Origin of the sequence: Aurantimicrobium photophilum (assembly GCF_003194085.1) — a bacterium.
Classification (GTDB): domain Bacteria; phylum Actinomycetota; class Actinomycetes; order Actinomycetales; family Microbacteriaceae; genus Aurantimicrobium; species Aurantimicrobium photophilum.
This window is the reverse complement of record NZ_CP023994.1, coordinates 1,307,583-1,329,223: the sequence shown is the minus strand read 5'-3', so window position 1 is coordinate 1,329,223 and position 21,641 is coordinate 1,307,583. Positions and strand designations below refer to the sequence as shown.

Annotated in this window: 19 protein-coding genes and 1 tRNA gene; 14 read left to right on the top strand and 6 right to left on the bottom strand. The window is 57.2% G+C overall.

The annotated features are described in order from the left end of the window. Position 1 precedes the first annotated feature (1 nt). Positions 2-946 (bottom strand): carbohydrate kinase family protein, encoded by a 945-nt coding sequence (locus AURMO_RS06615; RefSeq protein ID WP_110234252.1) that lies wholly within the window; start codon positions 944-946, stop codon positions 2-4. A gap of 42 nt (positions 947-988) precedes the next feature. Further along, positions 989-2,395, bottom strand: a complete 1,407-nt coding sequence (gene gndA, locus AURMO_RS06610; RefSeq protein ID WP_239406886.1) for an NADP-dependent phosphogluconate dehydrogenase — start codon at positions 2,393-2,395, stop codon at positions 989-991. Positions 2,396-2,729: 334 nt separating this feature from the next. Between gndA and AURMO_RS06605 the strand changes: the two genes are divergently transcribed. From AURMO_RS06605 to mfd, 4 genes are read left to right on the top strand one after another with little or no spacing between them, the layout of a single operon-like run. Continuing rightward, positions 2,730-3,443: a 50S ribosomal protein L25/general stress protein Ctc gene (locus tag AURMO_RS06605; RefSeq protein WP_239406812.1), complete on the top strand. Its 714-nt coding sequence runs from the start codon at positions 2,730-2,732 to the stop codon at positions 3,441-3,443. Between the two features lie 8 nt (positions 3,444-3,451). Beyond that, positions 3,452-4,033 carry an aminoacyl-tRNA hydrolase gene (pth, locus tag AURMO_RS06600; RefSeq protein WP_110234246.1) on the top strand — a complete coding sequence of 194 codons (582 nt, stop codon included), beginning with the start codon at positions 3,452-3,454 and terminating at the stop codon, positions 4,031-4,033. 42 nt (positions 4,034-4,075) lie between these two features. Beyond that, entirely contained in the window at positions 4,076-5,194 is a 1,119-nt protein-coding gene (locus AURMO_RS06595; protein ID WP_162532694.1) for a hypothetical protein, read from the top strand. 18 nt (positions 5,195-5,212) lie between these two features. Next, positions 5,213-8,806 (top strand): transcription-repair coupling factor, encoded by a 3,594-nt coding sequence (gene mfd / locus AURMO_RS06590; RefSeq protein ID WP_110234243.1) that lies wholly within the window; start codon positions 5,213-5,215, stop codon positions 8,804-8,806. On the opposite strand, the gene AURMO_RS06585 is transcribed toward mfd, so the two are convergent. Together AURMO_RS06585 and AURMO_RS06580 are read right to left on the bottom strand one after the other, a co-directional pair. After that, on the bottom strand, positions 8,769-9,932 hold the full coding sequence (locus AURMO_RS06585) for a Na+/H+ antiporter NhaA (protein WP_239406811.1): 1,164 nt from the start codon (positions 9,930-9,932) through the stop codon (positions 8,769-8,771). The two genes, mfd and AURMO_RS06585, sit on opposite strands and share 38 nt — an antisense overlap. A 9-nt stretch (positions 9,933-9,941) precedes the next feature. Beyond that, positions 9,942-11,381 (bottom strand): XRE family transcriptional regulator, encoded by a 1,440-nt coding sequence (locus tag AURMO_RS06580; RefSeq protein WP_110234239.1) that lies wholly within the window; start codon positions 11,379-11,381, stop codon positions 9,942-9,944. A 133-nt stretch (positions 11,382-11,514) separates the two neighbouring features. Here AURMO_RS06580 and AURMO_RS06575 point away from each other — a divergent pair, with 133 nt between their 5' ends. The 10 genes from AURMO_RS06575 to AURMO_RS06530 all read left to right on the top strand — a co-directional run bounded on the left by AURMO_RS06575 (position 11,515) and on the right by AURMO_RS06530 (position 21,068). After that, positions 11,515-13,389 carry a phosphoenolpyruvate carboxykinase (GTP) gene (locus AURMO_RS06575; protein ID WP_110234237.1) on the top strand — a complete coding sequence of 625 codons (1,875 nt, stop codon included), beginning with the start codon at positions 11,515-11,517 and terminating at the stop codon, positions 13,387-13,389. Positions 13,390-13,492: 103 nt separating this feature from the next. Continuing rightward, entirely contained in the window at positions 13,493-13,921 is a 429-nt protein-coding gene (locus tag AURMO_RS06570; RefSeq protein WP_110234235.1) for a DUF7670 domain-containing protein, read from the top strand. Then, positions 13,918-14,580, top strand: coding sequence for a nucleoside triphosphate pyrophosphohydrolase (locus tag AURMO_RS06565; RefSeq protein ID WP_110234233.1), 663 nt, complete (start codon positions 13,918-13,920; stop codon positions 14,578-14,580). Before AURMO_RS06570 ends, AURMO_RS06565 begins: the two co-directional genes overlap by 4 nt. 4 nt (positions 14,581-14,584) lie before the next feature. Further along, positions 14,585-15,892: a histidine--tRNA ligase gene (hisS, locus tag AURMO_RS06560; protein WP_110234231.1), complete on the top strand. Its 1,308-nt coding sequence runs from the start codon at positions 14,585-14,587 to the stop codon at positions 15,890-15,892. A gap of 60 nt (positions 15,893-15,952) precedes the next feature. Continuing rightward, entirely contained in the window at positions 15,953-17,233 is a 1,281-nt protein-coding gene (gene eno, locus AURMO_RS06555) for a phosphopyruvate hydratase (RefSeq protein ID WP_110234229.1), read from the top strand. Between the two features lie 17 nt (positions 17,234-17,250). Further along, positions 17,251-17,742 (top strand): FtsB family cell division protein, encoded by a 492-nt coding sequence (locus tag AURMO_RS06550; RefSeq protein WP_110234227.1) that lies wholly within the window; start codon positions 17,251-17,253, stop codon positions 17,740-17,742. 11 nt (positions 17,743-17,753) lie between these two features. After that, positions 17,754-18,266, top strand: coding sequence for a DUF501 domain-containing protein (locus tag AURMO_RS06545; RefSeq protein ID WP_110234224.1), 513 nt, complete (start codon positions 17,754-17,756; stop codon positions 18,264-18,266). Then, complete coding sequence (locus tag AURMO_RS06540) at positions 18,242-19,507, top strand: S8 family serine peptidase (RefSeq protein WP_110234221.1); 1,266 nt, start codon at positions 18,242-18,244, stop codon at positions 19,505-19,507. The genes AURMO_RS06545 and AURMO_RS06540 overlap by 25 nt, the downstream gene beginning before the upstream one ends. Positions 19,508-19,538: 31 nt before the next feature. Continuing rightward, positions 19,539-20,927, top strand: coding sequence for an NAD(P)/FAD-dependent oxidoreductase (locus AURMO_RS06535; protein ID WP_110234218.1), 1,389 nt, complete (start codon positions 19,539-19,541; stop codon positions 20,925-20,927). Between the two features lie 64 nt (positions 20,928-20,991). After that, positions 20,992-21,068 (top strand) — tRNA-Leu (locus AURMO_RS06530). A 7-nt stretch (positions 21,069-21,075) separates the two neighbouring features. On the opposite strand, the gene AURMO_RS06525 is transcribed toward AURMO_RS06530, so the two are convergent. Then, positions 21,076-21,354, bottom strand: a complete 279-nt coding sequence (locus tag AURMO_RS06525; protein WP_110234215.1) for a type II toxin-antitoxin system RelE family toxin — start codon at positions 21,352-21,354, stop codon at positions 21,076-21,078. Then, entirely contained in the window at positions 21,351-21,635 is a 285-nt protein-coding gene (locus tag AURMO_RS06520) for a type II toxin-antitoxin system Phd/YefM family antitoxin (protein ID WP_110234213.1), read from the bottom strand. The genes AURMO_RS06525 and AURMO_RS06520 overlap by 4 nt, the downstream gene beginning before the upstream one ends. Positions 21,636-21,641 lie beyond the last annotated feature (6 nt).

Below are 21,641 nucleotides of genomic sequence, written 5' to 3'. Positions count from 1 at the left end.
TTTACAAGCCTAGTTCGGCGAGCGTGGGTGGGTTACACCCAGCACGTGAACAGGTGATGGCGCCAACCTCAGCTGCAAGAGTGAGCAGGTCAATCCACTCATCCAAGGTGACCCTGGCAAGGAGTTCTTCAGCGTTACCGCCGAGTGCACCACGCTGCTGCAGGCCATAGAGAGTTGCGCCGAGGAAAGAGTCACCAGCACCAACGGTGTCGACGAGTTCAATCACGGGGGCCTTCACGCTGACGGTGTCACCGGTGGGGGTGAATAGCGTTGCACCATCAGCACCACGAGTCATGATCACGTGGTGACCTGCGCTAGCCCACAGGCGTGCGGTGTCAACAGGGGAGCGGTCGGGGTAGAGCCAGGCCAGGTCATCATCAGATGCCTTCACGATGTGGGCGAGCTTGATCTGACGCTCCACGCGAACGGTCTCGTTCTCGCGCTCAAAGCCGAGGCCTGGACGGATATTGAGGTCAATGATGACAGTGGAGTTCTCGGTGGAGTGCAAGTGACCAGCGAGGTTTTCTATCACCGAAGCGCCGGGTTCGATCGCAGTTGCCACAGAACCAATCACAAGTGCTGCAGGGGGCTCCACCTCGAGGTGAACAAAAGCACCTAGGGTCCAGCCCCAGTCGGCAGTTCCTTTGAGATAGAAGCTGTAACTGGCTTTGCCCTGGTCATCCAGTGATGCCACTGCCAGTGACGTGGGGTCACTGGTGCGCTCAACTAAGGAGAGGTCAATCTTCTCTGGAGAAAGCCAGTCGTGGAGCTTCTGGCCGAACTTGTCGTTGCTCATACGGCCAGCGAAGCTGACGTTGGCGCCTAAGCGAGCCAGGGCAATAGACACATTGGCAGGAGCACCACCAGGCTTTGCCTGGTAGCTGCCATCTGCTTGCTGGATGAGGTCAATCAGTGCCTCACCGATGACCACAATGCGATCACTCATGGATGTCTCCTTTGAGCGGGGGAGGGAATTCCCGCAATCGGATTAGTGGGTGCTGGGCTCAGCTTCAATTTCGGTGCGGTCACCAGACCACAGGGTGTGGAAGGTGCCAGGCATGTCGATGCGCTTGTAGGTGTGAGCACCGAAGAAGTCACGCTGACCCTGAACAACAGAAGCAGGAAGACGCTCGGCACGCAGACCGTCGTAGTAGGACAGCGAGGAAGCGAAAGCGGGGATGGGGTATCCAGCCAGTGATGCGCCAGCCACGATTCGACGCCATGCGCCCAGTGACTTGGCAACAGCGTCGGTGAAGTAGCCATCAAGCAGGAGGGACAGCAGGTTTGCGTCCTTGCCGTAGGCCTCAGCAATGCGGTTGAGGAACTGTGCACGAATGATGCAACCACCGCGCCAGATCTTGGACACAGCGCCCAAGTCAATGTTCCAGTTGTATTCCTTCGCACCGGCGCGAATCGCGTCGAAGCCCTGTGCGTAAGCAACAATCTTCGATGCATAGAGTGCGCGGCGCACGTCTTCAACGAATGCTGCCTTGTCTGCAACGTTGTAGTCCACGGTGTCTGCAGGAAGGTTATTGGCAGCGTCGCGCTGTGCGCGCTGAGAAGACAGCGAACGAGCGAATACGGCCTCAGCAATACCGGAGACAGGAACGCCCAAGTTAAGAGAGGTCTGAACAGTCCAGACGCCGGTGCCCTTCGAGCCAGCCTCGTCAAGGATGACGTCAACCAGTGGCTTGCCAGTCTTGGCGTCAACCTGCTTGAGAACCTCAGCGGTGATTTCGATGAGGTAGGACTCGAGCTCGCCCTTGTTCCATTCGGTGAAGATGTCTGCGATCTCGGCAGGAGAGAAGCCACCGATGTTGCGCAGCAGGTCATAAGCCTCTGCAATGAGCTGCATGTCTGCATATTCAATACCGTTGTGAATCATCTTCACGAAGTGACCAGCACCGTCGGTGCCCACGTGGGTGACACAAGGCTCTCCCTCAGCGACAGCTGCGATGGAAGAAAGAATGGGGCCGAGGGTCTTGTAGGACTCAGCAGAACCACCAGGCATGATGCTGGGGCCCTTGAGCGCACCCTCTTCACCACCGGAAATACCAGCACCAACAAAGTGAATGCCGGTGGGGGAGATAGCTGCCTCGCGGCGAAGTGTGTCAGTGAAGAGTGCGTTTCCACCGTCAACAATGATGTCACCTGGCTCGAAACGCTCAGCGAGCTGGCTGATCACGGCGTCAGTACCTGCCCCGGCCTGAACCATGATGATGGCGGTGCGAGGCTTAGCCAGCGACGCAACGAAGTCATCGATGGTCTCAGAAGCGATGAAACCTGCTTCGGGGTGCTCGGTTATGAGCTGCTCGGTGCGGGCGTAGGAGCGGTTGTAGACGGCAACGGTGTTGCCTTCGCGGCTGGCGAGGTTGCGTGCCAAGTTTGAACCCATAACGGCGAGTCCAACGACTCCGATGTTTGCCTTCGCGCTCACGAATGCGTCTCCTAGCTGAAGTAAGAAATAAAGAGGGAAAAGTAGAGGTATTCAGTCGTCTCTTAAGGAATAGGTCTCTGTTTCAATCGTACCCGACCGAAGATTGACCTTTTTGCCCGATTTCGCGCTGTTACGCCTTTCCCGCTACAGTAAAGAAGTACTTCGGCGAGGGATATCTCTTGGATATCCGTTATCGACGCGGTGGAATGTGGCTCTCGCCGTTTCCTCACGCTGACATGCGTTCGAGTTGAAATAACGATCGAGGCCACGGCCTCTAGATAAGGAGGCCATCATGGCTGAAGTTGATAACAAGGTACCCGCAGAGGTACGTACCCAGTTCGGTAAGGGCTTTGCTCGCCGTCTCCGTGTTGCAGGTCAGATCCCTGCTGTTGTTTACGGTCACGGTGCAGAGGTTGTACACGTTGCAGTTCCTGCTCGTCAGGTAACTCTTCTTCTTCGTAAGAAGAACGCAATCCTCGACCTCCAGATCGATGGCAAGAGCACTCTTGCTCTCGTGAAGGATGTTCAGAAGGACCCCGTACGTCAGATCATCGAGCACATTGACCTCGTTGTTGTAACCAAGGGTGAGAAGGTCGTTGTTAACGTTCCTCTTCACATCGTGGGAACTCAGCAGGCTGGTGCAGTTCTCGAGCTTGACGCTAAGGCTGTTCCTCTCCTCGCAGAAGCAACTCACATCCCAGAGTTCATCGAGATCAACATCGATGGCAAGGCTCCTGGCTTCAAGGTGACCTTCGCAGACCTCGACCTTCCTGCAGACGCAACCATCGATGGTGAGTCCACTCGCCTCGTTGTTCACGTTCACGCAGCATCGGCTAAGGATTCTGCAGAGTCAGGCGAAGAGCTGGCAGCTGAGCTCGCTGACGAAGCAGCACACGCTGAGCACAAGGCAGAAATCCACGCTGAGCAGCACGAAGCAGAGAAGGCAGAAGCACTCGCTGACGCTGAGCTCTCCGGTGCAGCTGCTGCAGCTGAGGCTGCTGAGTAATCACTCAATTGAGCACAACCTGGCTTGTAGTCGGGCTCGGTAACCCCGGGCCCGACTACGCCGGTCATCGCCACAACGTGGGCCAGATGGCTGTGTCGCAGTTAGCCAGCGACATCGGTGCAACGTTTAAGTCACACAAAGCAAATGCATTGGTTGCAGAAGGTTGGGTGCGCCCCGGAGGCCCCAAGCTCGTCATTGCCAAGCCCAATACTTTTATGAACCTCTCGGGTGGCCCAGTAGCTAACCTGCTGAAGTTCTATGGCGTTGAACCCGCCAACTTGATCGTTCTGCACGACGAGCTCGACATCGACTTCGATGTGATCCGACTCAAGAGCAACGGTGGCCACGGTGGTCACAACGGACTGCGCGACATCATCGCTGCCATCGGCGCCAATGAATTCAATCGTGTGCGCATCGGCATTGGACGTCCTCCCGGACGTCAGGATGCCGCTGACTTTGTGCTGTCGAACTTCAACTCGTCCGAACGAGAGATTTTGCCTCACGTCTTGGCTCACGCCACTGATGCAGTGGAAACCATCGCAGAAGAGGGCATCCTTGCCGCTCAACAGCGTTTCAATTCCCCTGCCTAAGCTCTCAGCAGGCTTAAAGCTTCTTCTGGATACCCTTAAGCCGTGAAGTTTTCACCACGAGTTCAGATGATTGCCGCACTGGCAGTCAGCACAGTGCTGGTCACCAGCACTGCCGTTGTGGTGGGAACAAACTACGTCACCACGCAACAAAGTGCTCAGTCAGCACTTTTTGACACTGTGGCTTCAGGGAATGAGAAGGTCACGGCGGTGACGCAGCGTGCTGCAGATCTGGAACTGGCCATTACGAATGCTCAGAACATTCTCCAAGACTCCAGCGGAAAAGTACTCGACGAAGCCTCGCGTCAAGCTCTCGAGAAGTCGATTGCTCAAGCACAGCAGACCCTCAAACAGCAGAAGTCACAGCTAGTCAAACTCAAGGCATCAGTTTCGTCCCTCAAAACCCCAGCACCACTGGATGTGTTGTGGCCATACGGAAAACAGCTGCGCGCTCAAGAAGTTCAGGACAGCGACACCACCAGCGTCGATGTGCTCGTCAAAGCAGTCATGGCACTCGGTGGGGGAATTCAAAACGTCCAAGCAGCTCAGGCAGCCTGGCAAGCAGAGCAGGATCGCATTGCGGCAGAACAGGCAGCTGCCGAAGCTGCAGCAGCAGCTCAGGCCGCGGCAGCAGCACGTCGTGCAGCTCAAGCGCAGACTCTTGAACAAACCGGTGGTTCAACAACCCCCACAGCTCCAGCTCCTCCCGTCACAGCGGCGGCAGCGGCACCGGTCACACAAGGGTTTAGTGCGGAAGCGTATGTCACCGCACTTGCTCCCAACTCTTATGTCGTCTGGGATAACGGAATGTGTGCCAGACAGTTTGGCGCCAATGTTTATCTCTGCGGGTTTGCCACGGTTAATCTCAACGGTTCCAATACCGATCGTGTCCCTATCACACTGGATAGCTCATTAACTGAGCGTTACTCCAACAGTGTTGGTGTGTCAGTACTCGTGCACGAAGCCGCCCACGCTCGGCAGTGGTGGAAATACGGCCCTTCCATCATGACCGCCTACAACGCTCTTGTGCCAGGTCAGACCGGTTCAATGCCGGTGGAGTGGATGGCAGACTGTGCCACTATCGTGAAATTGGGCTACAGCACCGGTGCTTACACTCGAAACTGCACAGCAGAGCAGCTCGCTGAGGCTGCCACACTCTGGTGAGCGCCCTAGACTAACCTCATGGTATTTCAGGGGCTTTCGCGCGCCCTTTCGCGCACCCCAAATATCGCCGAAGCTCTCAGCTACGCCAACAAAGATGCTGATTTCTCTGTCGTTGAAGGCCTCAATGCCCCGCTTCTCTCGGCACTGATTGACGCACGTATCTCGGCAGGACTGCCACCTGCGGTAATGGCGGTCACCGCCACTAACCGCGAAGCAGAACGTCTGGCCGCTGCACTCTCAAGCTTGATGCCCCATGCCCAGCTCTGTGACTTCCCAGCGTGGGAAACGCTTCCTCATGAGCGCTTGTCACCCAGCCCTGAAATCGTCGGTCGCCGTTTCGAAGCGCTTCGCCAGATGCGTGACTGGGATGGCTCCCACCCTCTTGTCTTGATCACTTCTGTTCGCGGTGCTCTGCAGCCCATTGCTGACAACCTCGGAGACGTGGAACCCATTGCGCTCAGCGTGGGCAGCAGGGGCAATGACCTGATGGCCATTGCGGCCCAGCTGGTTGACCTCGCCTATGTGCGCGTCGACATGGTCACCCGCCGTGGAGAGTTTGCCGTCCGCGGTGGCATCTTGGATGTGTTCCCACCTGTTGCCGACCACCCCATTCGTGTGGACTTCTTCGGTGATGAAGTGGATTCCATTCGTGCCTTCTCCGTAGCGGACCAGCGATCGCTGGACGGTGACATTCCGAACATTGCTTTGCCACCGAGCCGTGAACTTCTCCTGACCGCACCGGTTCGTCAGCGTGCACGTGAAATGGAACACGAGTTCCCGGGTATTAACCAGATGCTTTCCAAGATTGCCGAAGGTATTGCCGTGGAGGGTATGGAGTCGTTGACTCCTGCACTCGTGGATCGCCTGGTTCCCATCACGAACTACCTTCCTCAAGGCGCTGCGGTTGCGCTGCTTTCTCCTGAGCGCATTGCCACGCGTGCGATTAACCTCACTGAGACCAACCGAGAATTCCTGCATGCGGCATGGAATGCCGCCAGTGCTGGAGCACAGTCACCGATTGACCTCTCTGCCGGTGACTTCCTCACCGTGACAGAACTGCGCACACATTATTCCGGTGGTGCTTGGTGGACATTCAGTGCATTCCAGCACGGACCTGATGCCTCCGAACCACTGCCGGAAGAACTCGATCTCGATGAGATCCTGGCGATTCGCATCCACGCCAAAGCTGTGCCCACGTTTGCGGGCAATGTGGATGGTGCTGTTGATCACGTGGAGGCTCTGCTCAAACAGGACTGGACCGTCATTGTGGCGGCCGAAGGCCACGGTCTTGTTGAACGAGCAGGACAGGTTCTTTCAGAACGTAACCTTGCTGCGCGCATGGTCGCGGAGCTTCCTGGCGAGCTCGAACCTGCTGTGGCATATCTCGTTCAGGCTTCCGTCGAGGCAGGCTTCGAGCTCGAGGAAGCCAAGCTAGCCGTTATCTCTGAGGCTGAGTTCTATGGCCGTGCTGCCGGTTATGACGCCCGGGCACCACGCAAGTTGGCCAGTCGTCGCAAGAATGTGGTGGACCCACTCAAGCTTGAAGCAGGCGACATCGTCGTCCACGAAACTCACGGTATTGGCAAGTTCCTCGAGCTCGTTCAGCGTGAAGTGTCCTCCGGTGGTCGCAATGCGGTGAAGACCACCCGTGAATACCTCGTCATTGAATACGCCCCCAGCAAGCGCGGCTATCCCGGCGACAAACTCTATGTCCCCACCGATCAGCTCGACCAGCTCACGCGGTATGTGGGCGGGGAAGCACCTGCGCTGTCCAAGATGGGTGGCAGTGACTGGGGCCAGGCCAAGAGCAAAGCTCGCAAGGCAGTTCGTGACATCGCCGTTGAACTGGTCAAGCTCTATAGCGCGCGCATGGCTAGCCGTGGATTCTCCTTCAGTCCCGATACTCCCTGGCAGCGCGAACTCGAAGAAGCCTTCCCCTATGTGGAGACCGTAGATCAGCTCACCACGATCGATGAAGTCAAAGCAGACATGGAGCGAGCCATCCCGATGGATCGCCTTATCTCGGGTGATGTGGGCTTCGGTAAAACAGAGATCGCGGTTCGCGCCGCGTTTAAGGCTGTCCAAGATGGCAAGCAAGTAGCCATCTTGGTGCCCACCACGCTGCTGGTGAAGCAACACTTTGAGACCTTCCAAGAACGCTTCGCGGGATTCCCTGTTCACTTGCGAGCTCTCAGCCGCTTCCAAACGGATAAGGAAGCCAAGGAAACCTTGGCAGGCATGGCTGATGGCACCGTGGACGTGGTCATTGGAACCCACCGTCTCTTGGCGCAAGGCGTCACGTTCAAAGACTTAGGGCTCGTCATCATCGATGAAGAGCAGCGCTTTGGTGTGGAGCACAAGGATGCGCTGAAGAAGCTCAAGACCAATGTCGACATCCTGGCCATGAGTGCCACGCCCATCCCTCGCACGCTTGAGATGGCCGTCACCGGCATTCGAGAAATGTCTACCCTGGCCACCCCGCCAGAAGATCGCCACCCCATCCTCACCTTCGTGGGTCCCTATTCAGAGAAGCAGGCAGCTGCCGCTATTCGTCGCGAGATTCTGCGTGAAGGTCAGGTGTTCTTCGTTCACAACCGTGTCTCCAGCATCAACCGGGTTGCTGCGCAGATTGCAGAGCTCGTTCCCGAAGCACGCGTGGGTGTTGCTCACGGTCAGCTCACTGAGCACCAGCTTGAGCAAGTCATTATCGACTTCTGGGAACGCAAGTTTGACGTGTTGGTCTCCACCACCATCATCGAGACCGGTCTTGACATTGCCAATGCCAACACCTTGATTGTGGACAGGGCAGATAAGTATGGACTGAGCCAACTCCACCAGCTTCGTGGTCGCGTGGGCCGTGGGCGCGAACGCGCCTATGCCTATCTCTTCTATGACGAGACCACGCCACTGAGCGAAACAGCTCACGATCGTCTCAACGCGCTCGCGATGAATAACGAGCTGGGCTCGGGTATTCAGATTGCGCTCAAAGACCTTGAGATTCGTGGAGCAGGAAACCTACTCGGCGGGGAACAGTCTGGCCACATCGCTGGCGTGGGCTTTGACCTCTACCTGCGCATGATTGGCGAAGCCGTCTCAGCCTTCCGCGGCGATGTCGCCGAAGGCCAGACCGAGCTCCGCCTCGAGCTTCCTGTCGATGCGCGTATCCCTGAGGACTATGTCGATAGTGAGCGACTGCGCCTTGAGGCTTACCAAAAACTCTCAGTTGCCAGCGGCCCACTCTCTCGTGACGAGCAGATTGATCAGGTCTTGGAAGAACTCACCGACCGCTATGGTGAGCCTCCTGCTCAGGTGCACAACCTCATCTCCATCTCGCGCCTGCGCAGACGAGCACACAAGTCCAGTCTGAGCGAAGTTGTCGTGATGGGCTCCAACCTGCGCATTACTCCCGCAGACCTCCCTGATTCGATTCAGGTGAGACTGGCGAGAATGTATCCGGGAGCGAAGTATGTTCCAGCTGCTCGGGTTATTACGGTGCCCCTGCCAGAAGATGCGGATCTCATTGCCTGGACCGGCAATCTACTCGATGCCATCTTCCCGATAGCAAAACCTGAAGTTAGTGCTGCTTCCGATAGTGGTGAGAACGCCAGCTAACCAGAGCGCCACCAATCACAATTGCTATAGCCGATCCGACTAGAACGGCCAGCACGCCCTCATCGCGGATAGCGTCATTGCCGGCAAAAGCTAGCTCGTTCATGAGCAGTGACACCGTGAACCCAATACCGGCAACGGCAGCGACGGTGAGCAAGTCCCAGCCGCGAATGAGTGTCTCGGTGGCCTCGCCACGCTTGGCTATCAGTGCCACGATGCTGCCGGCAATCATGATGCCGATGATCTTGCCCACGGGTAGTCCCACAGCAACACCCCAGAATGCAGGGCTGAGTTCTGCAGGGGAGACCGCTGGAATAACAACGAGCGCCGAAGCGAAAGCAAAGAGCGGCAAGATCGCAGCATTGGTCACGGGCTGAAGAGCATGTGCTGCTTTCGATGCGAGCTTGGGGTTCAGTACCAAGCCCAGAGCAACACCTGCGATGGTGGCGTGCACGCCGGAAAGGAAGGTGAAGTACCAGGCGAAGAGTGCCACCACAACCAGAAGTATCGTTCGAAGTCGAGGGTTCGAAATACGCCCTTCGCAGCCAATGAACCGGAACAGATAGACGGCAACAACGGCCATGCCCAGTGCTAGGAGATCAATGCTGTGACTAAAGAACACCGCGATGATGAGAATCGCGATGAGGTCATCGAGCACAGCCAGGGCGAGCAAGAAGACACGAATACGTCCAGGCAGCCCGCGACCCACCAAAGCAATCAGACCGAGCGCAAAGGCAATATCTGTTGCCGTGGGGATCGGCCAACCTTGGGCAAAGTCAGGTCCAGCAATGGCGAGATACAGCGCAGCAGGAACAACCACACCGCCCACGGCAGCGATCCCGGGGGCGAGTGCATGCTTGACTGAGTTGAGTTCACCCACAGTAAGTTCGTGCCGCAGTTCCACCGCCACGATGAAGAAGAAGATCACCAACAGGCCGTCGGTGATCCAGTGGCCAATGCTGAGGTCGAGCTCGAGTGCCGGAAAGCCAATGTGGCTAGCGAAGAGTTCGATCAGGCCAGGGCCGGCAACAGAATTGGCCAGTACTAAACCGAGAACGGCAGCTGCGGCCAACGAGATGGCGGCATAGCGTTCGGATCGAAAAATTGTGCGCATGCTGACTCTGGCCATAGTTCTAGCCTAGGCGCCGGCGTTAGCGTGGCGCTCGAGGAAGGCAAAGAGCTCGTTGTCATCCACGCCGGGGAAGGTTCCAGACGGCAGGGGAGAGAGCACGTGCGCGTGCATACGCGCACTGGGCCATGCCTTGCCTGACCAGCGGTTGGTCAGATCTTCGGCGGGAACCTTGCAGCAGTTCTCATTGGGGCAGGTGGAGACTTCGCGGTTGTCTGTGTCGCGTCCACGGAACCACTTGGCGTCGTCGAAGGGAACGCCGACGCTAATCGAGAAGACTTCCTTCTCACCGGTTCCGGTCTGGGTGGAGTCCCAGAAGGTACCGCCAGGAGTGTCGGTGTATTGGTAGAACTCGTTTGTGCGGTTGGTGCGCTCGAAAGCCACACGTGCCGGCCACTTGCGGCAGACAACCTGACCCTCGATCGAGCCATTCGCATCTGCTGGGATGCGGAGGCCGTCGTTGGCGTAGCCGCGGAAAATACCTTCACCCTGGTTCACGCGCAGGAAGTGGGTCCTGAGCCCCAGGTGCTCAGTAGCAAGGTTAGTAAAGCGCAGGGCTGCTGCTTCGTGCGTCACGCCAAAGGCGTCACGGAAGTCCTCGATAGCAATATTGCGTTCTTTCTTGGCGTTTTGCAGGAATGCCACCGAACGTGAACGCGGCATCAGGCAGGCTGCCGCGAAGTAGTTGATCTCGAGGCGTTGCTTGAGGAACTCGGCATAGGTGTGTGGCTTCTCATGCCCCAGCACGCGGTGAGCCATGGCTTGCAAAGCCATTGCGCGCAGGCCGTGACCGCCCGGAATAGAGGCGGGGGGCAGGTAGATACGGCCATTGGCTGTATCAGTTACCGAACGAGCTGAGCTGGGCAGGTCATCTACGAAGATCAGTTCAAAGCCGAGGAGGTTTGCCATCTCTGCCACGGTGCGGTGCATGAGGGCACCGGTTTCGTGTCCGGTGCGCTTGACCAGATCTTCTGCCAACTCATCAAGTTCGGGCAGGTAGTTGTTCTTCTCGCGCATAATCGCTTGCAGTTCGGTGTTGGCACGACGTGCCTCTTCCGGGGTGGCAATGGATTGGCGTGAGCGACGCTCCATTTCTTTGTGGAGGCCGACGATGGCTTCGAGTGCCTCATCACTGAGTCCTTTAGTGCTGCGCACGGTGGGGAGGTTGAGCGCGGTGTAGAGCTCGGACTGCTGCAGGCGGTCGAGTTCAATCTCGAGCTCTGATCGGCGGTCAGGAGCCTCGGTGCTGAGAAGTTCAGGCACGGTGACACTGAGTGAGCTCGCAATGGCATTGAGAAGCGACAGCTTGGGTTCGCGCTTGCCGTTCTCAATCAGGGAAAGCTGGCTCGGCACAACGCCAACGGCGTCGCCGAGCTGTTCCAAGGTCATTCCCGCGGTAATGCGGAAGTGCTTGATGCGTTTGCCCAAAATCATCATGTCAGTGGCCATTTCTTTACAATACGAGAAAAACCGCGATTATTTCTAGTAAAAACGGTGAACATTTTTGTATACAGGGGTGAATACTTGAAATATCACCAAGTTTTACTTCCCTCGAAGCTTGGGTGAGACAAAGGAGACTCAGATGTCGATCGCAGACCTCACTCGGACAGAACCCATCGTTCAGCCTGAGGTGCCCATCGCCACTGACCTCAACGCTCCTCCCTTCGTCACGCAGCGTGCACTGCTGCACTGGGTAGCGGACATTGCCAAGCTGACCAAGCCTGAGCGCATCGAATGGTGCGACGGTTCCGATGCTGAATGGCACCGCTTGACCAAGCTTCTCGTTGACGCAGGTTCCATGATTCCTCTCAACGCCCAGAAGCGTCCCAACTCTTTCTTGGTTCGCTCTGACCCTGACGACGTTGCGCGAGTCGAAGACCGCACCTTCATCTGCTCCGTCAACGAAGCAGATGCTGGTCCGACTAACAACTGGCGCGACCCTGACGAGATGAACGAAGAGCTGCGTGGACTCTTTGACGGTTCCATGCGCGGCCGCACGATGTACGTCGTACCTTTCTCCATGGGTCCCTACGGCGGTCCTATTTCTCAAGTGGGTATCCAGCTCACGGATTCTCCTTACGCTGTGCTCAACCTGCGCATCATGACTCGCATGGGCTTTGACGCTTTGGCTCAGATCGATGAGAAGACCCCGTGGGTTCCTGCCGTTCACTCGGTGGGTGCGCCGCTGGTTGATGCAACCGGTCGCCGCGTTGCCGACGTTGCCTGGCCTTCGAACTCCACCAAGTACATCTGCCACTTCCCTGAGACTCGTGAGATCTGGTCCTTCGGTTCTGGTTACGGCGGAAACGCTCTGCTGTCCAAGAAGTGCTTCTCACTACGCATAGGTTCCTTCATGGGTCTGCAGGAAGGCTGGCTCGCTGAGCACATGCTCATCCTCAAGCTCACTTCGCCCGAGGGCAAGGCGTACCACATGGCTGCGGCCTTCCCTTCGGCCTGTGGCAAGACCAACCTCGCGATGCTCCGTCCCACCGTCCCCGGCTGGAAGGCCGAGACCATCGGTGACGACATTGCCTGGTTGCGCCCCGGCGCAGACGGTCGCCTCTTTGCAATCAACCCTGAAGCAGGCTTCTTCGGTGTTGCTCCTGGCACCGGCGAAAAGACCAACCCTGTCGCGATGGATACTGTGGCCTCCAACACCATCTTCACGAACGTGGCACTCACCGATGACGGCGACGTCTGGTGGGAGGGTATGACCGAAGCTACTCCTGATCACCTCATTGACTGGCGTGGTGAAGAGTGGACTCCCGATTCGGGTCGTCCGGCTGCTCACCCCAACTCTCGCTTCACGGTGCCCATTCAGCAGTGCCCCACCCTCTCCGAGGAATGGTACGAAAACGCTGGTGTGCCACTGGATGCCATCATCTTTGGTGGTCGCCGTGCAACCAACATTCCTCTCGTTGCCGAAGCCTTCGACTGGCAGCACGGTGTCTTCATCGGCGCCACCATGTCGAGCGAACAGACAGCAGCTGCTGAAGGAACCGTGGGCGATCTGCGCCGCGACCCCTTCGCCATGCTTCCCTTCTGTGGCTACAACATGGCCGACTACTGGGGTCACTGGCTCGAGATCGGTAAGACCTTGGGCAACAAGGCTCCTTCCATCTTCCAGGTCAACTGGTTCCGCAAGGATGCCGATGGTTCCTTCCTGTGGCCTGGCTTTGGTGAGAACTCCCGTGTTCTCGAGTGGATTGCACGCCGCGTCGACGGCGACGTCGCCACTGAGAACGCACCTATGGGCCGTGTTCCTGCCGCCGGCACCTTCAACCTCGAAGGCCTGGATGTCTCGGACGAGGCCATGGAGAAGCTTTTCCATGTGGACCGCAACATGTGGACCGCAGAGTGCGACCTCACCGAGGAGTACTTCGACAAGTTTGGCGAGCGCGTTCCAGCTGCGCTCACCGATGAACTGGCTCAGCTACGAGGACGTCTCACCACGTAGAACTACTGAGCCATAACCGACATTTTATTGTCGGACGAGTGAACCGGGCCATTGTCTCTTTGACTCGGTGAGAGGATGGGGCTGTACATCTGGAGGGAAACTGATGACCAGCCCCATCTTCTCCTCACTTCGAGGAGTGACAAGCACACGCTATGTCGCCGCTATCTGGACCTCACGTGTCCTTGCTCTCGCGGTCACGGCACTGTATTTCACTGCCTGGTGGGATGAATCACAGGCACGGCAAGAACCCATGCTTGGCGGTGCATCAAACCCCAGCCTGATCTACACCTGGGCAGTGTGGACTCACCTGTTTCCTGCCGTGGCCATCTTGCTGTTCACGGTGGTGGGCTGGAATCGTCCAGGCCTAGCCGGTATTGGCTTCGCCATCTTTGCACTGCTACAAGCCTTCACCGTCGGCACGGAGCTTGCCTTTCTGCCCATCGTCGTTGCCCCAGGACTGATTGTGGCAATTGCTTATGTCACTGCATATCGTTGGGGCATGCGTGATGTGTATCTGGAGAAGAACAAATGAGTGACGACCAGATAGAGAAGAAAGAACAATCCAAACTCGATGAACTCATCGAGGTAATGGCTGTCCTGCGCGCGCCAGGTGGATGCCCCTGGGATGCTGAGCAGACTCACGAGTCCCTCATCAAGTACTTGGTCGAAGAGACTTATGAGCTCATTGACGCCATTGAGTCAGGTAATCGTGAGGAGATGATCGAAGAGCTTGGTGACGTGCTCTATCAAGTGATCTTCCACGCCGACCTCGCCTCCACCACTCCCGGTGAAGAATTCGACATCCAAGATGTTGCCGCCCACATGACCGCCAAGATGGTGGGGCGTCACCCTCACGTTTTTGGCGAAAACAAGCTAGAAACAGCCGACGATGTCATGGCGGTCTGGGATGACCTCAAGAAACAAGAAAAGCCCGGACGAACCTCCACCCTGGATGGCATTCCGCAGTCCATGCCTGCCCTCGCGCTCGCCGAAAAACTCCTCGGCAAGGCAGAAAAGGTGGGTCTCGAGAAGCAACACCTGCCCGATCCACCCATCTGGGCAGATGAAGACGAAGTCGGCAGCATTCTGCTGAGCATTGTCTCCTCTGCACGTGAGCAGGGCATTGATGCTGAGAAAGCTCTGCGTGTGAGACTGCGTGAACTCCAGGAAGACATTCGAGAGGCAGAATAGATACATGGCTCGTGACGTATCTCCTCCCCGTGGCATGCGGGATTTCCTGCCTGCAGACAAGGCAAAGCGCGAACGCGCTTTACGTGTCATTCGAGATGTCTTCGCCAGCCATGGCTTTGAAGAAATCGAGACTCCCGTTGTTGAAGACTTTGAGCGCCTGCACTCCGGTCTCGGTGGCGATAACGAGAAGCTTGCCTTTAGCGTGCTCAAGCGTGGTCTGGATAAGGAAGCTCTTGAAGCAGCTGCCAACTCAGGTGATGCACACGATTTAGCAGACCTCGGTCTGCGCTTTGATCTGACTGTGCCTTTGGCTCGGTTCTATGCAACGCACCGTGCTGAGCTTCCTTCGGTGTTCCGTGCGATACAGATTGCCCCGGTCTGGCGAGCTGAACGCCCCCAGAAGGGCCGCTACCGCCAGTTCGTGCAGTGTGACATCGACATCATTGGTGAAGCAGGACAACTTGCTGAAGTTGAGCTCATCACGGCGACCTCGGCTGTTCTCTCCACCCTGGGCCTTGAGGGTTGCACCATCCGCATCAATGACCGTCGCATCCTGGCGGGAATCCTCGATTACTGCGGTTTTGCCCCCGAGCGCTTCGGATCTGCCCTGATCTCGATCGACAAACTCGACAAGATTGGCACCGAGGGCGTCGTCAAAGAACTCTCGGAAACAGGCCCCGATGCAGCAGCGGTGCTAGGCGGACTGCTCGAACGCATCGAGCCACATCTGGCTTCTGGTGGTGTCCCGATGACTACCGCAGACATTCTTTCCGTCCTGCCTGACGGCATCGATTCCGATGCCGTGGCAGACCTGGAAACCCTGGCGAAGTCGTTGACAGAGCTTCCTTCCGGTGTTGAGGTGCGCTTCGACCCCACCCTGGTTCGCGGCATGGGGTATTACACGGGCACCATCTTTGAGATTGCCCACCCCGAGTCCGGTTCCTCCGTCGGTGGCGGCGGTCGCTATGACGGCATGATTGGTCGCTTCCTGGGCCAAGACGTTCCTGCAGCGGGCTTCTCCATTGGTTTTGAGCGCATTGTTGACCTCATCGAGGTCGACGGCGCTTACGTCTCAGACAGCGTCGTGCTGGTTCACGATGCCGTGCTGGACAGTGCTGATCTGAGTCTTTCGACACTGATTGGCATCAAGAGTGAGCTCATTGCTGCGGGTAAGCGCGTGCGTCTCGAAAAGCGTGCCAAGAACCTCACTCCCGTGCTCGATCGTGCTCGGGAAGCAGGATTTGGCTCCTTTGCCTTTGTTTCTGCCCAGACTACGAGTGCCAAAGACTTGGTCTTCAAGGACCTCGCCTAGAATTACTTGTAATTCCCTCACTTTTTCTACACACCACCTAACACATCACAAGGAGACACTGTGGCCCTCATTGACGCCATTGGCGCACGCGAAATTCTCGACTCTCGCGGTAACCCCACCGTTGAGGTAGAGGTTCTGCTCGAAGATGGCGTGCTTGCCCGCGCTGCAGTCCCATCCGGTGCATCCACCGGTGCTTTCGAAGCATACGAACTCCGCGACGAAGACAAGAACCGTTACCTCGGTAAGGGTGTTCAGAAGGCTGTTGACGCTGTCATCGACGAAATCGGCCCTGCACTCGAAGGCTTCGACGCTGCTGACCAGCGCCTCATCGATGGCGCCATGATTGAGCTCGACGGCACCGAGAACAAGAAGCGTCTCGGCGCTAACGCCATCCTCGGTGTTTCTCTTGCTGTTGCCAAGGCTGCTGCAGACTCTGCAGACCTTCCTCTCTTCCGTTACGTTGGTGGCCCCAACGCTCACACTCTTCCTGTTCCCCTGATGAACATCATCAACGGTGGTGCCCACGCTGACACTGGTGTGGACATCCAGGAGTTCATGGCTGTTCCTCACGGTGCAGAGAGCTTCTCTGAAGCACTGCGCTGGGGTGTGGAGATTTACCACTCACTCAAGTCGCTGCTGAAGAAGAACGGTATGGCTACCGGTCTCGGTGATGAGGGTGGTTTCGCTCCTGACCTCCCCAACAACCGTGGTGCACTCGAATTCATCGTGGGCGCTATCGAGCAGGCTGGCTTCAAGCCAGGTAAGGACATCGGTCTCGCACTCGACGTTGCATCTTCTGAGTTCTACAAGGACGGCGCTTACCACTTCGAGGGCCAGAAGCGCACCTCTGAAGAAATGACCGCGTACTACGCAGAGCTCGTTCGCGACTTCCCGCTGGTTTCCATCGAGGACCCACTGGACGAAGATGACTGGACCGGTTGGACTCACATCACCGCTGAGCTTGGCGACAAACTTCAGCTCGTAGGTGACGACCTCTACGTCACCAACCCTGTTCGCCTGCAGAAGGGTATCGACCTCAAGGCCGGTAACTCGATCCTGGTCAAGGTAAACCAGATTGGTACCCTCACCGAGACTCTCGATGCAGTATCTCTCGCACAGCGTCACGGCATGAAGGCCATCCTCTCTCACCGTTCCGGTGAGACCGAGGACACCACCATTGCTGACCTCGCCGTTGCTACCGACTGTGGTCAGATCAAGACGGGTGCACCTGCTCGTAGCGACCGTGTTGCCAAGTACAACCAGCTTCTGCGTATTGAAGAAGAACTGGGTGAAGCAGCTGTCTACGCAGGCAGCAGCGCTTTCCCCCGCTTCACCGCCTAAGGCGTCACTGGCCCTTTATGGCTAAGAAAAACGTTCGCGTTCGTAAGGTTCCGGTGGCTTTGGTCACCGGAACCACGAAAGCGGGCGTCTGGCTCGGCAGTATTCGACTGTCGGGCTTTTCTATCTTGATTATGAGCCTGACCCTGCTGGGCATGCTCGTGCTCGCACCCAACATCAAGATTTGGATTGAGCAGCGTCAGGTTATTGCTGATCTGCAAGCTGAAGCTGATCTGAAAACTTCTCAAATCACGGACTTGGAAAAGCAGCGCGCTCGCTGGGATGACCCTGCCTACGTGCGTGCTCAGGCACGTGATCGCCTCTACTACGTCATGCCAGGTGAAATCAGCTACCTCGTCATCAACGACGCCACCATCGATGACCTCAAGCGTGAGAAGGCAACTGCTTCTCTGCAAGACACCAGCACTGACTGGGTCTCAGGTCTGCTCAAATCTTTCCTTGTTGCTGGTTTGGGTACTCCCACTCCGGAACAAGTTCAGCCCACACAGTAAGAAAGCTTTCTATGCGCCCGCCATTTGACCCTGCCACCGACGACGACATCCGTATTGTGTCGGCGCAGCTTGGGCGTCCCGCGCGCGATGTCATAGGTATTCCGGCACGCTGTGTGTGTGGTGCTCCGACAGTGGTCGCCACGGCGCCCAGGCTGTCGGATGGAACCCCGTTCCCTACCTTCTACTACCTCACCCACCCTGCTGCCACGGTTGCCATGTCTGACTTGGAAGCTACCCAGGTGATGGCTGAGTTCACTGAGATCTTGAACGCTGACGAAGAGATGCAAAAGCAATATCTCGTCGCGCATGAGCAGTTCATCGCAGACCGCGAATCCATTGCTGTTGTGCCTGAGTTGGATGGTATTTCTGCTGGCGGTATGCCGGTGCGCGTGAAGTGCCTGCACGCGCTGGCCGGTCACGCACTTGCTGCCGGTCCTGGCGTGAACCCGATTGGTGATCTTGCACTGGCTAGGTCTTCGTGGTCACCTGAGGTGTGTCAATGCATCGACTACGACGCGGTTTAGCCTCCCTCTCTGTCCTTGCCGTCACTGCTTTGGCAGTGCTCTCGGCAACCCCCGCCCGCGCGGACTACATTCGTGACTTCGAATACTGGTTGGGCGACTACAACTTTTACCAAGCCTGGGATGTGACCCAGGGAGACGGTGTGCTGGTTTCGGTCATTGACTCCGGGATTGGCTACGCCCCCGACATCAACGCGGCTGTCGTGGGCGGTGCAGACTTCTCAGGTGTGGGTTCCCCCGATGGGCGCACCCCAGTAGGGGAGTCTCCAGATCACGGAACGCTCGTTGCCTCTGTCTTGGCTGGCCGTGGCACAGGTGGAAATAACGGCGTCATAGGTACTGCTCCCGCAGCACAACTGTTATCTGCCTCGGTAGCTTTTGGAGACAACACGGCGGTCTCTTCAGACGAGCAAATTGCTAACGCCATCAAATGGTCCGTGGATCAAGGCGCCAAGGTCATCAACATGTCCCTGACTCGAAACAGCCTGGAATGGCCCCCCAGCTGGGACGACGCGTTTATGTATGCGTTCGAGCATGACGTTGTCATCGTTGCCGCAGCAGGAAACCGTGGAGCAGGAACCACGGAGGTGGGTGCACCCGCCACGATTCCGGGTGTGCTGACGGTGGCTGGTCTCGACGTCAACGGTGAAGCAAGCTATGACGCCTCGAGTCAAGGAATCACCATAGGTGTTTCCGCACCCAGTGAAGCGCTCGTTGGGGTTGCACCCGGTGGTGCCTACATGAAGTGGTCTGGCTCCAGTGGGGCGACTCCGATTGTTGCCGGCTTGGTGGCGCTGGTTCGTGCGTCACACCCCGAGCTCGATGCCAACAATGTAATCAACCGCATCATCTCGACAGCTACTCCCGTGGGCGAGGTTCCCAGCCCCATTTATGGCTACGGCAAGATCAATGCCTATGCCGCAGTGACGGCAGATGTCCCCACGGTCAAGAAGAACCCTTTGGGGTCTTTGGAAGAGTGGATCAAGCTTTATCGCCGTGGAAGTAACACCACCACACCCGAGCCCTGGGACACTTCCACGGCCACGCCACTGCCATTACCCTTCGACAGTGGGAATATTGCCGGGCTTCCAACCCTGTATCAGCTGACCACCGTGGGTGTTCCGTTATTGTTTTTCGCTGGATTCGGTACGATTGTAGTTATCGGGTACATCGTAGTTACTCGAAGACTTCGACCTGTTGTTCCCCGTGACAATTCCCATCACGAAACAGACGAGACGCCCTAACCCCACTTTGTCTAGCTGGAGACGTATTACTGTGCCCAAGATTCTTATTGTCGGTGCTGGCTACGCAGGTTTCTATACCGCGTGGAAGCTCGAAAAAATCCTTCGTAAGTCAGAGGCAGAGGTCACCATTGTTGATCCATTGCCCTACATGACCTACCAGCCATTCCTGCCTGAAATCGCAGCTGGCTCCATCGAGGCACGTCACGCTGTCGTTGGTCACCGCTCACACCTCAAGCGCACCCGCATCATCTCGGGCAAGGTTGTTGGCATTGACCACAAGAAGAAGACCGCAACCATCGTTCCCAACGCGGGCAAGGAATTCGCAGAGAAGTATGACCAGGTCATCTTCACCGCGGGTGCTGTTTCTCGCACCTTCCCCATCCCCGGCATTGCAGACAACGCTATCGGCCTGAAGACCATTGAAGAAGCAGTTGCGATCCGCGACCGCATCCTCTCCAACTTCGACAAGGCTGCTCAGCTTCCTGCAGGTCCTGAGCGTGACCGCCTGCTCACCGTCACCGTCGTTGGTGGTGGCTTCGCAGGTATTGAGGTCTTCGCAGAGCTTCGCTCGCTGGCTTCTGACCTCATCAAGGACTACCCAGAGTTGACCTTCGAGGACACCCACTTCCACCTCATCGAGGCTATGGGCCGCATCATGCCCGAGGTTTCGCTCGAGACTAGCAAGTGGGTTCTGAACAACCTCGCAGAGCGTGGTGCTCAGGTTCACCTCGACACCCAGCTTCAGTCGGCAGAAAACGGACTCATTCAGCTCTCCACCGGTGAGAAGTTCGAGTCTGACCTCATCATCTGGACCGCTGGTGTCATGGCTAACCCCATGCTCCGCGCAACCGACTTCCCCCTCGACGAGCGTGGCCGTCTGCGCGTTCGTGCGGACCTCCGCGTTGAGGGCGACAAGGGTGTTATCGAAGGCGCCTGGGGTGCTGGAGACGCAACCGCATGCCCCGACCTTTCAGGTGGCGGCGTTGGCGGTTACTGCGTTCCTAACGCGCAGCACGCTGTCCGTCAGGGCAAGCTGATGGCTCGTAACGTCGCAGCGGTTATCCGCGGCGAGGGCCCAACTGACTACTTCCACAAGAACCTCGGTGCGGTTGCAGGTCTCGGCCTCAACATCGGTGTGTTCCAGTCCGGCAAGCTCGCCCTCAAGGGTTACATCGCCTGGCTCGCACACCGTGGTTACCACGGTCTTGCCATGCCTTCCTTCGAGCGCAAGTTCCGCGTTGTTGGTGGCTGGTGGAACAACTTCTGGCTCGGCCGCGACATCGTCTCGCTCGAAGCTCGTGAGACTCCTCGCGCAGCATTCGAAGAGTTCGCTTCGCGTCCAGCTCCTGCAGCAGCCAAGGTTGCCGCAAAGCCTGCAGCAAAGAAGGCTCCTGCAAAGAAGCCTGCGGCTAAGAAGTAAAACTTCCAAAACGAAAGGGAGGCCGCATCGGCCTCCCTTTTGCTTTGCTAGCCTGAGAAGGTACGCCCCCATAGCCCAATCGGCAGAGGCAATCGACTTAAAATCGATCCAGTGTGGGTTCGAGTCCCACTGGGGGTACCAACAACTATCAGCTTCGACGCCGATAGGCAGTTCTGCGATGTGAGACCAGAACGATTTCAATCATGATTTCGTTGTCGAAGATTTCATAGATCACGCGGTATTCACCGCGTCTGGCAACCATCATGCCGGCAAGGTCACCGCGGAGAAGTTTTCCTATCCGATGAGGGTTCTCGGCTAGCGGGCCGTAGATAAACTCAACAACTGCAGCAGCTACTTTCTGGGGGAGCTGGAGCTCAATGGCAACACGTGCCGCGGGAAGAATTTTGACGGTGTAGGTCTGTTTCATTCGGGCATTCTGGCAGCGATGCTCGCTAGCAATGTTTCTTTATCCACAGCCACGCTCATGCCTGCTTTTTGCTGGGCCAATGCCACGCGAAGTTGAACCATGGTTTCTTCATCGCCCAGGATGTCGATGGTCTCGATGAGGGAGTCATATTCATCTGCGCTCATGAGCACAGCATCCCTGGCCCCGTTACGAGTGATCTCAAAAATCTCTTGAGTGGTGACAGCTGCCTCAACAAGCTTGGAGAGGTTAGCTCTGGCTTCAGCAAGGGGGAGGGTTGTCATGTACAG

Coding starts and splice junctions, on each gene's coding strand:
- AURMO_RS06615 (WP_110234252.1), bottom strand. CDS start 946: ATGAGTGATCGCATTGTGGTCATCGGTGAGGCACTGATTGACCTCATC.
- gndA (WP_239406886.1), bottom strand. CDS start 2,395: ATGGGTTCAAACTTGGCACGCAACCTCGCCAGCCGCGAAGGCAACACC.
- AURMO_RS06605 (WP_239406812.1), top strand. CDS start 2,730: ATGGCTGAAGTTGATAACAAGGTACCCGCAGAGGTACGTACCCAGTTC.
- mfd (WP_110234243.1), top strand. CDS start 5,213: ATGGTATTTCAGGGGCTTTCGCGCGCCCTTTCGCGCACCCCAAATATC.
- AURMO_RS06585 (WP_239406811.1), bottom strand. CDS start 9,932: ATGGCCAGAGTCAGCATGCGCACAATTTTTCGATCCGAACGCTATGCC.
- AURMO_RS06580 (WP_110234239.1), bottom strand. CDS start 11,381: ATGGCCACTGACATGATGATTTTGGGCAAACGCATCAAGCACTTCCGC.
- AURMO_RS06575 (WP_110234237.1), top strand. CDS start 11,515: ATGTCGATCGCAGACCTCACTCGGACAGAACCCATCGTTCAGCCTGAG.
- AURMO_RS06570 (WP_110234235.1), top strand. CDS start 13,493: ATGACCAGCCCCATCTTCTCCTCACTTCGAGGAGTGACAAGCACACGC.
- AURMO_RS06565 (WP_110234233.1), top strand. CDS start 13,918: ATGAGTGACGACCAGATAGAGAAGAAAGAACAATCCAAACTCGATGAA.
- hisS (WP_110234231.1), top strand. CDS start 14,585: ATGGCTCGTGACGTATCTCCTCCCCGTGGCATGCGGGATTTCCTGCCT.
- AURMO_RS06550 (WP_110234227.1), top strand. CDS start 17,251: ATGGCTAAGAAAAACGTTCGCGTTCGTAAGGTTCCGGTGGCTTTGGTC.
- AURMO_RS06545 (WP_110234224.1), top strand. CDS start 17,754: ATGCGCCCGCCATTTGACCCTGCCACCGACGACGACATCCGTATTGTG.
- AURMO_RS06540 (WP_110234221.1), top strand. CDS start 18,242: ATGCATCGACTACGACGCGGTTTAGCCTCCCTCTCTGTCCTTGCCGTC.
- AURMO_RS06525 (WP_110234215.1), bottom strand. CDS start 21,354: ATGAAACAGACCTACACCGTCAAAATTCTTCCCGCGGCACGTGTTGCC.
- AURMO_RS06520 (WP_110234213.1), bottom strand. CDS start 21,635: ATGACAACCCTCCCCCTTGCTGAAGCCAGAGCTAACCTCTCCAAGCTT.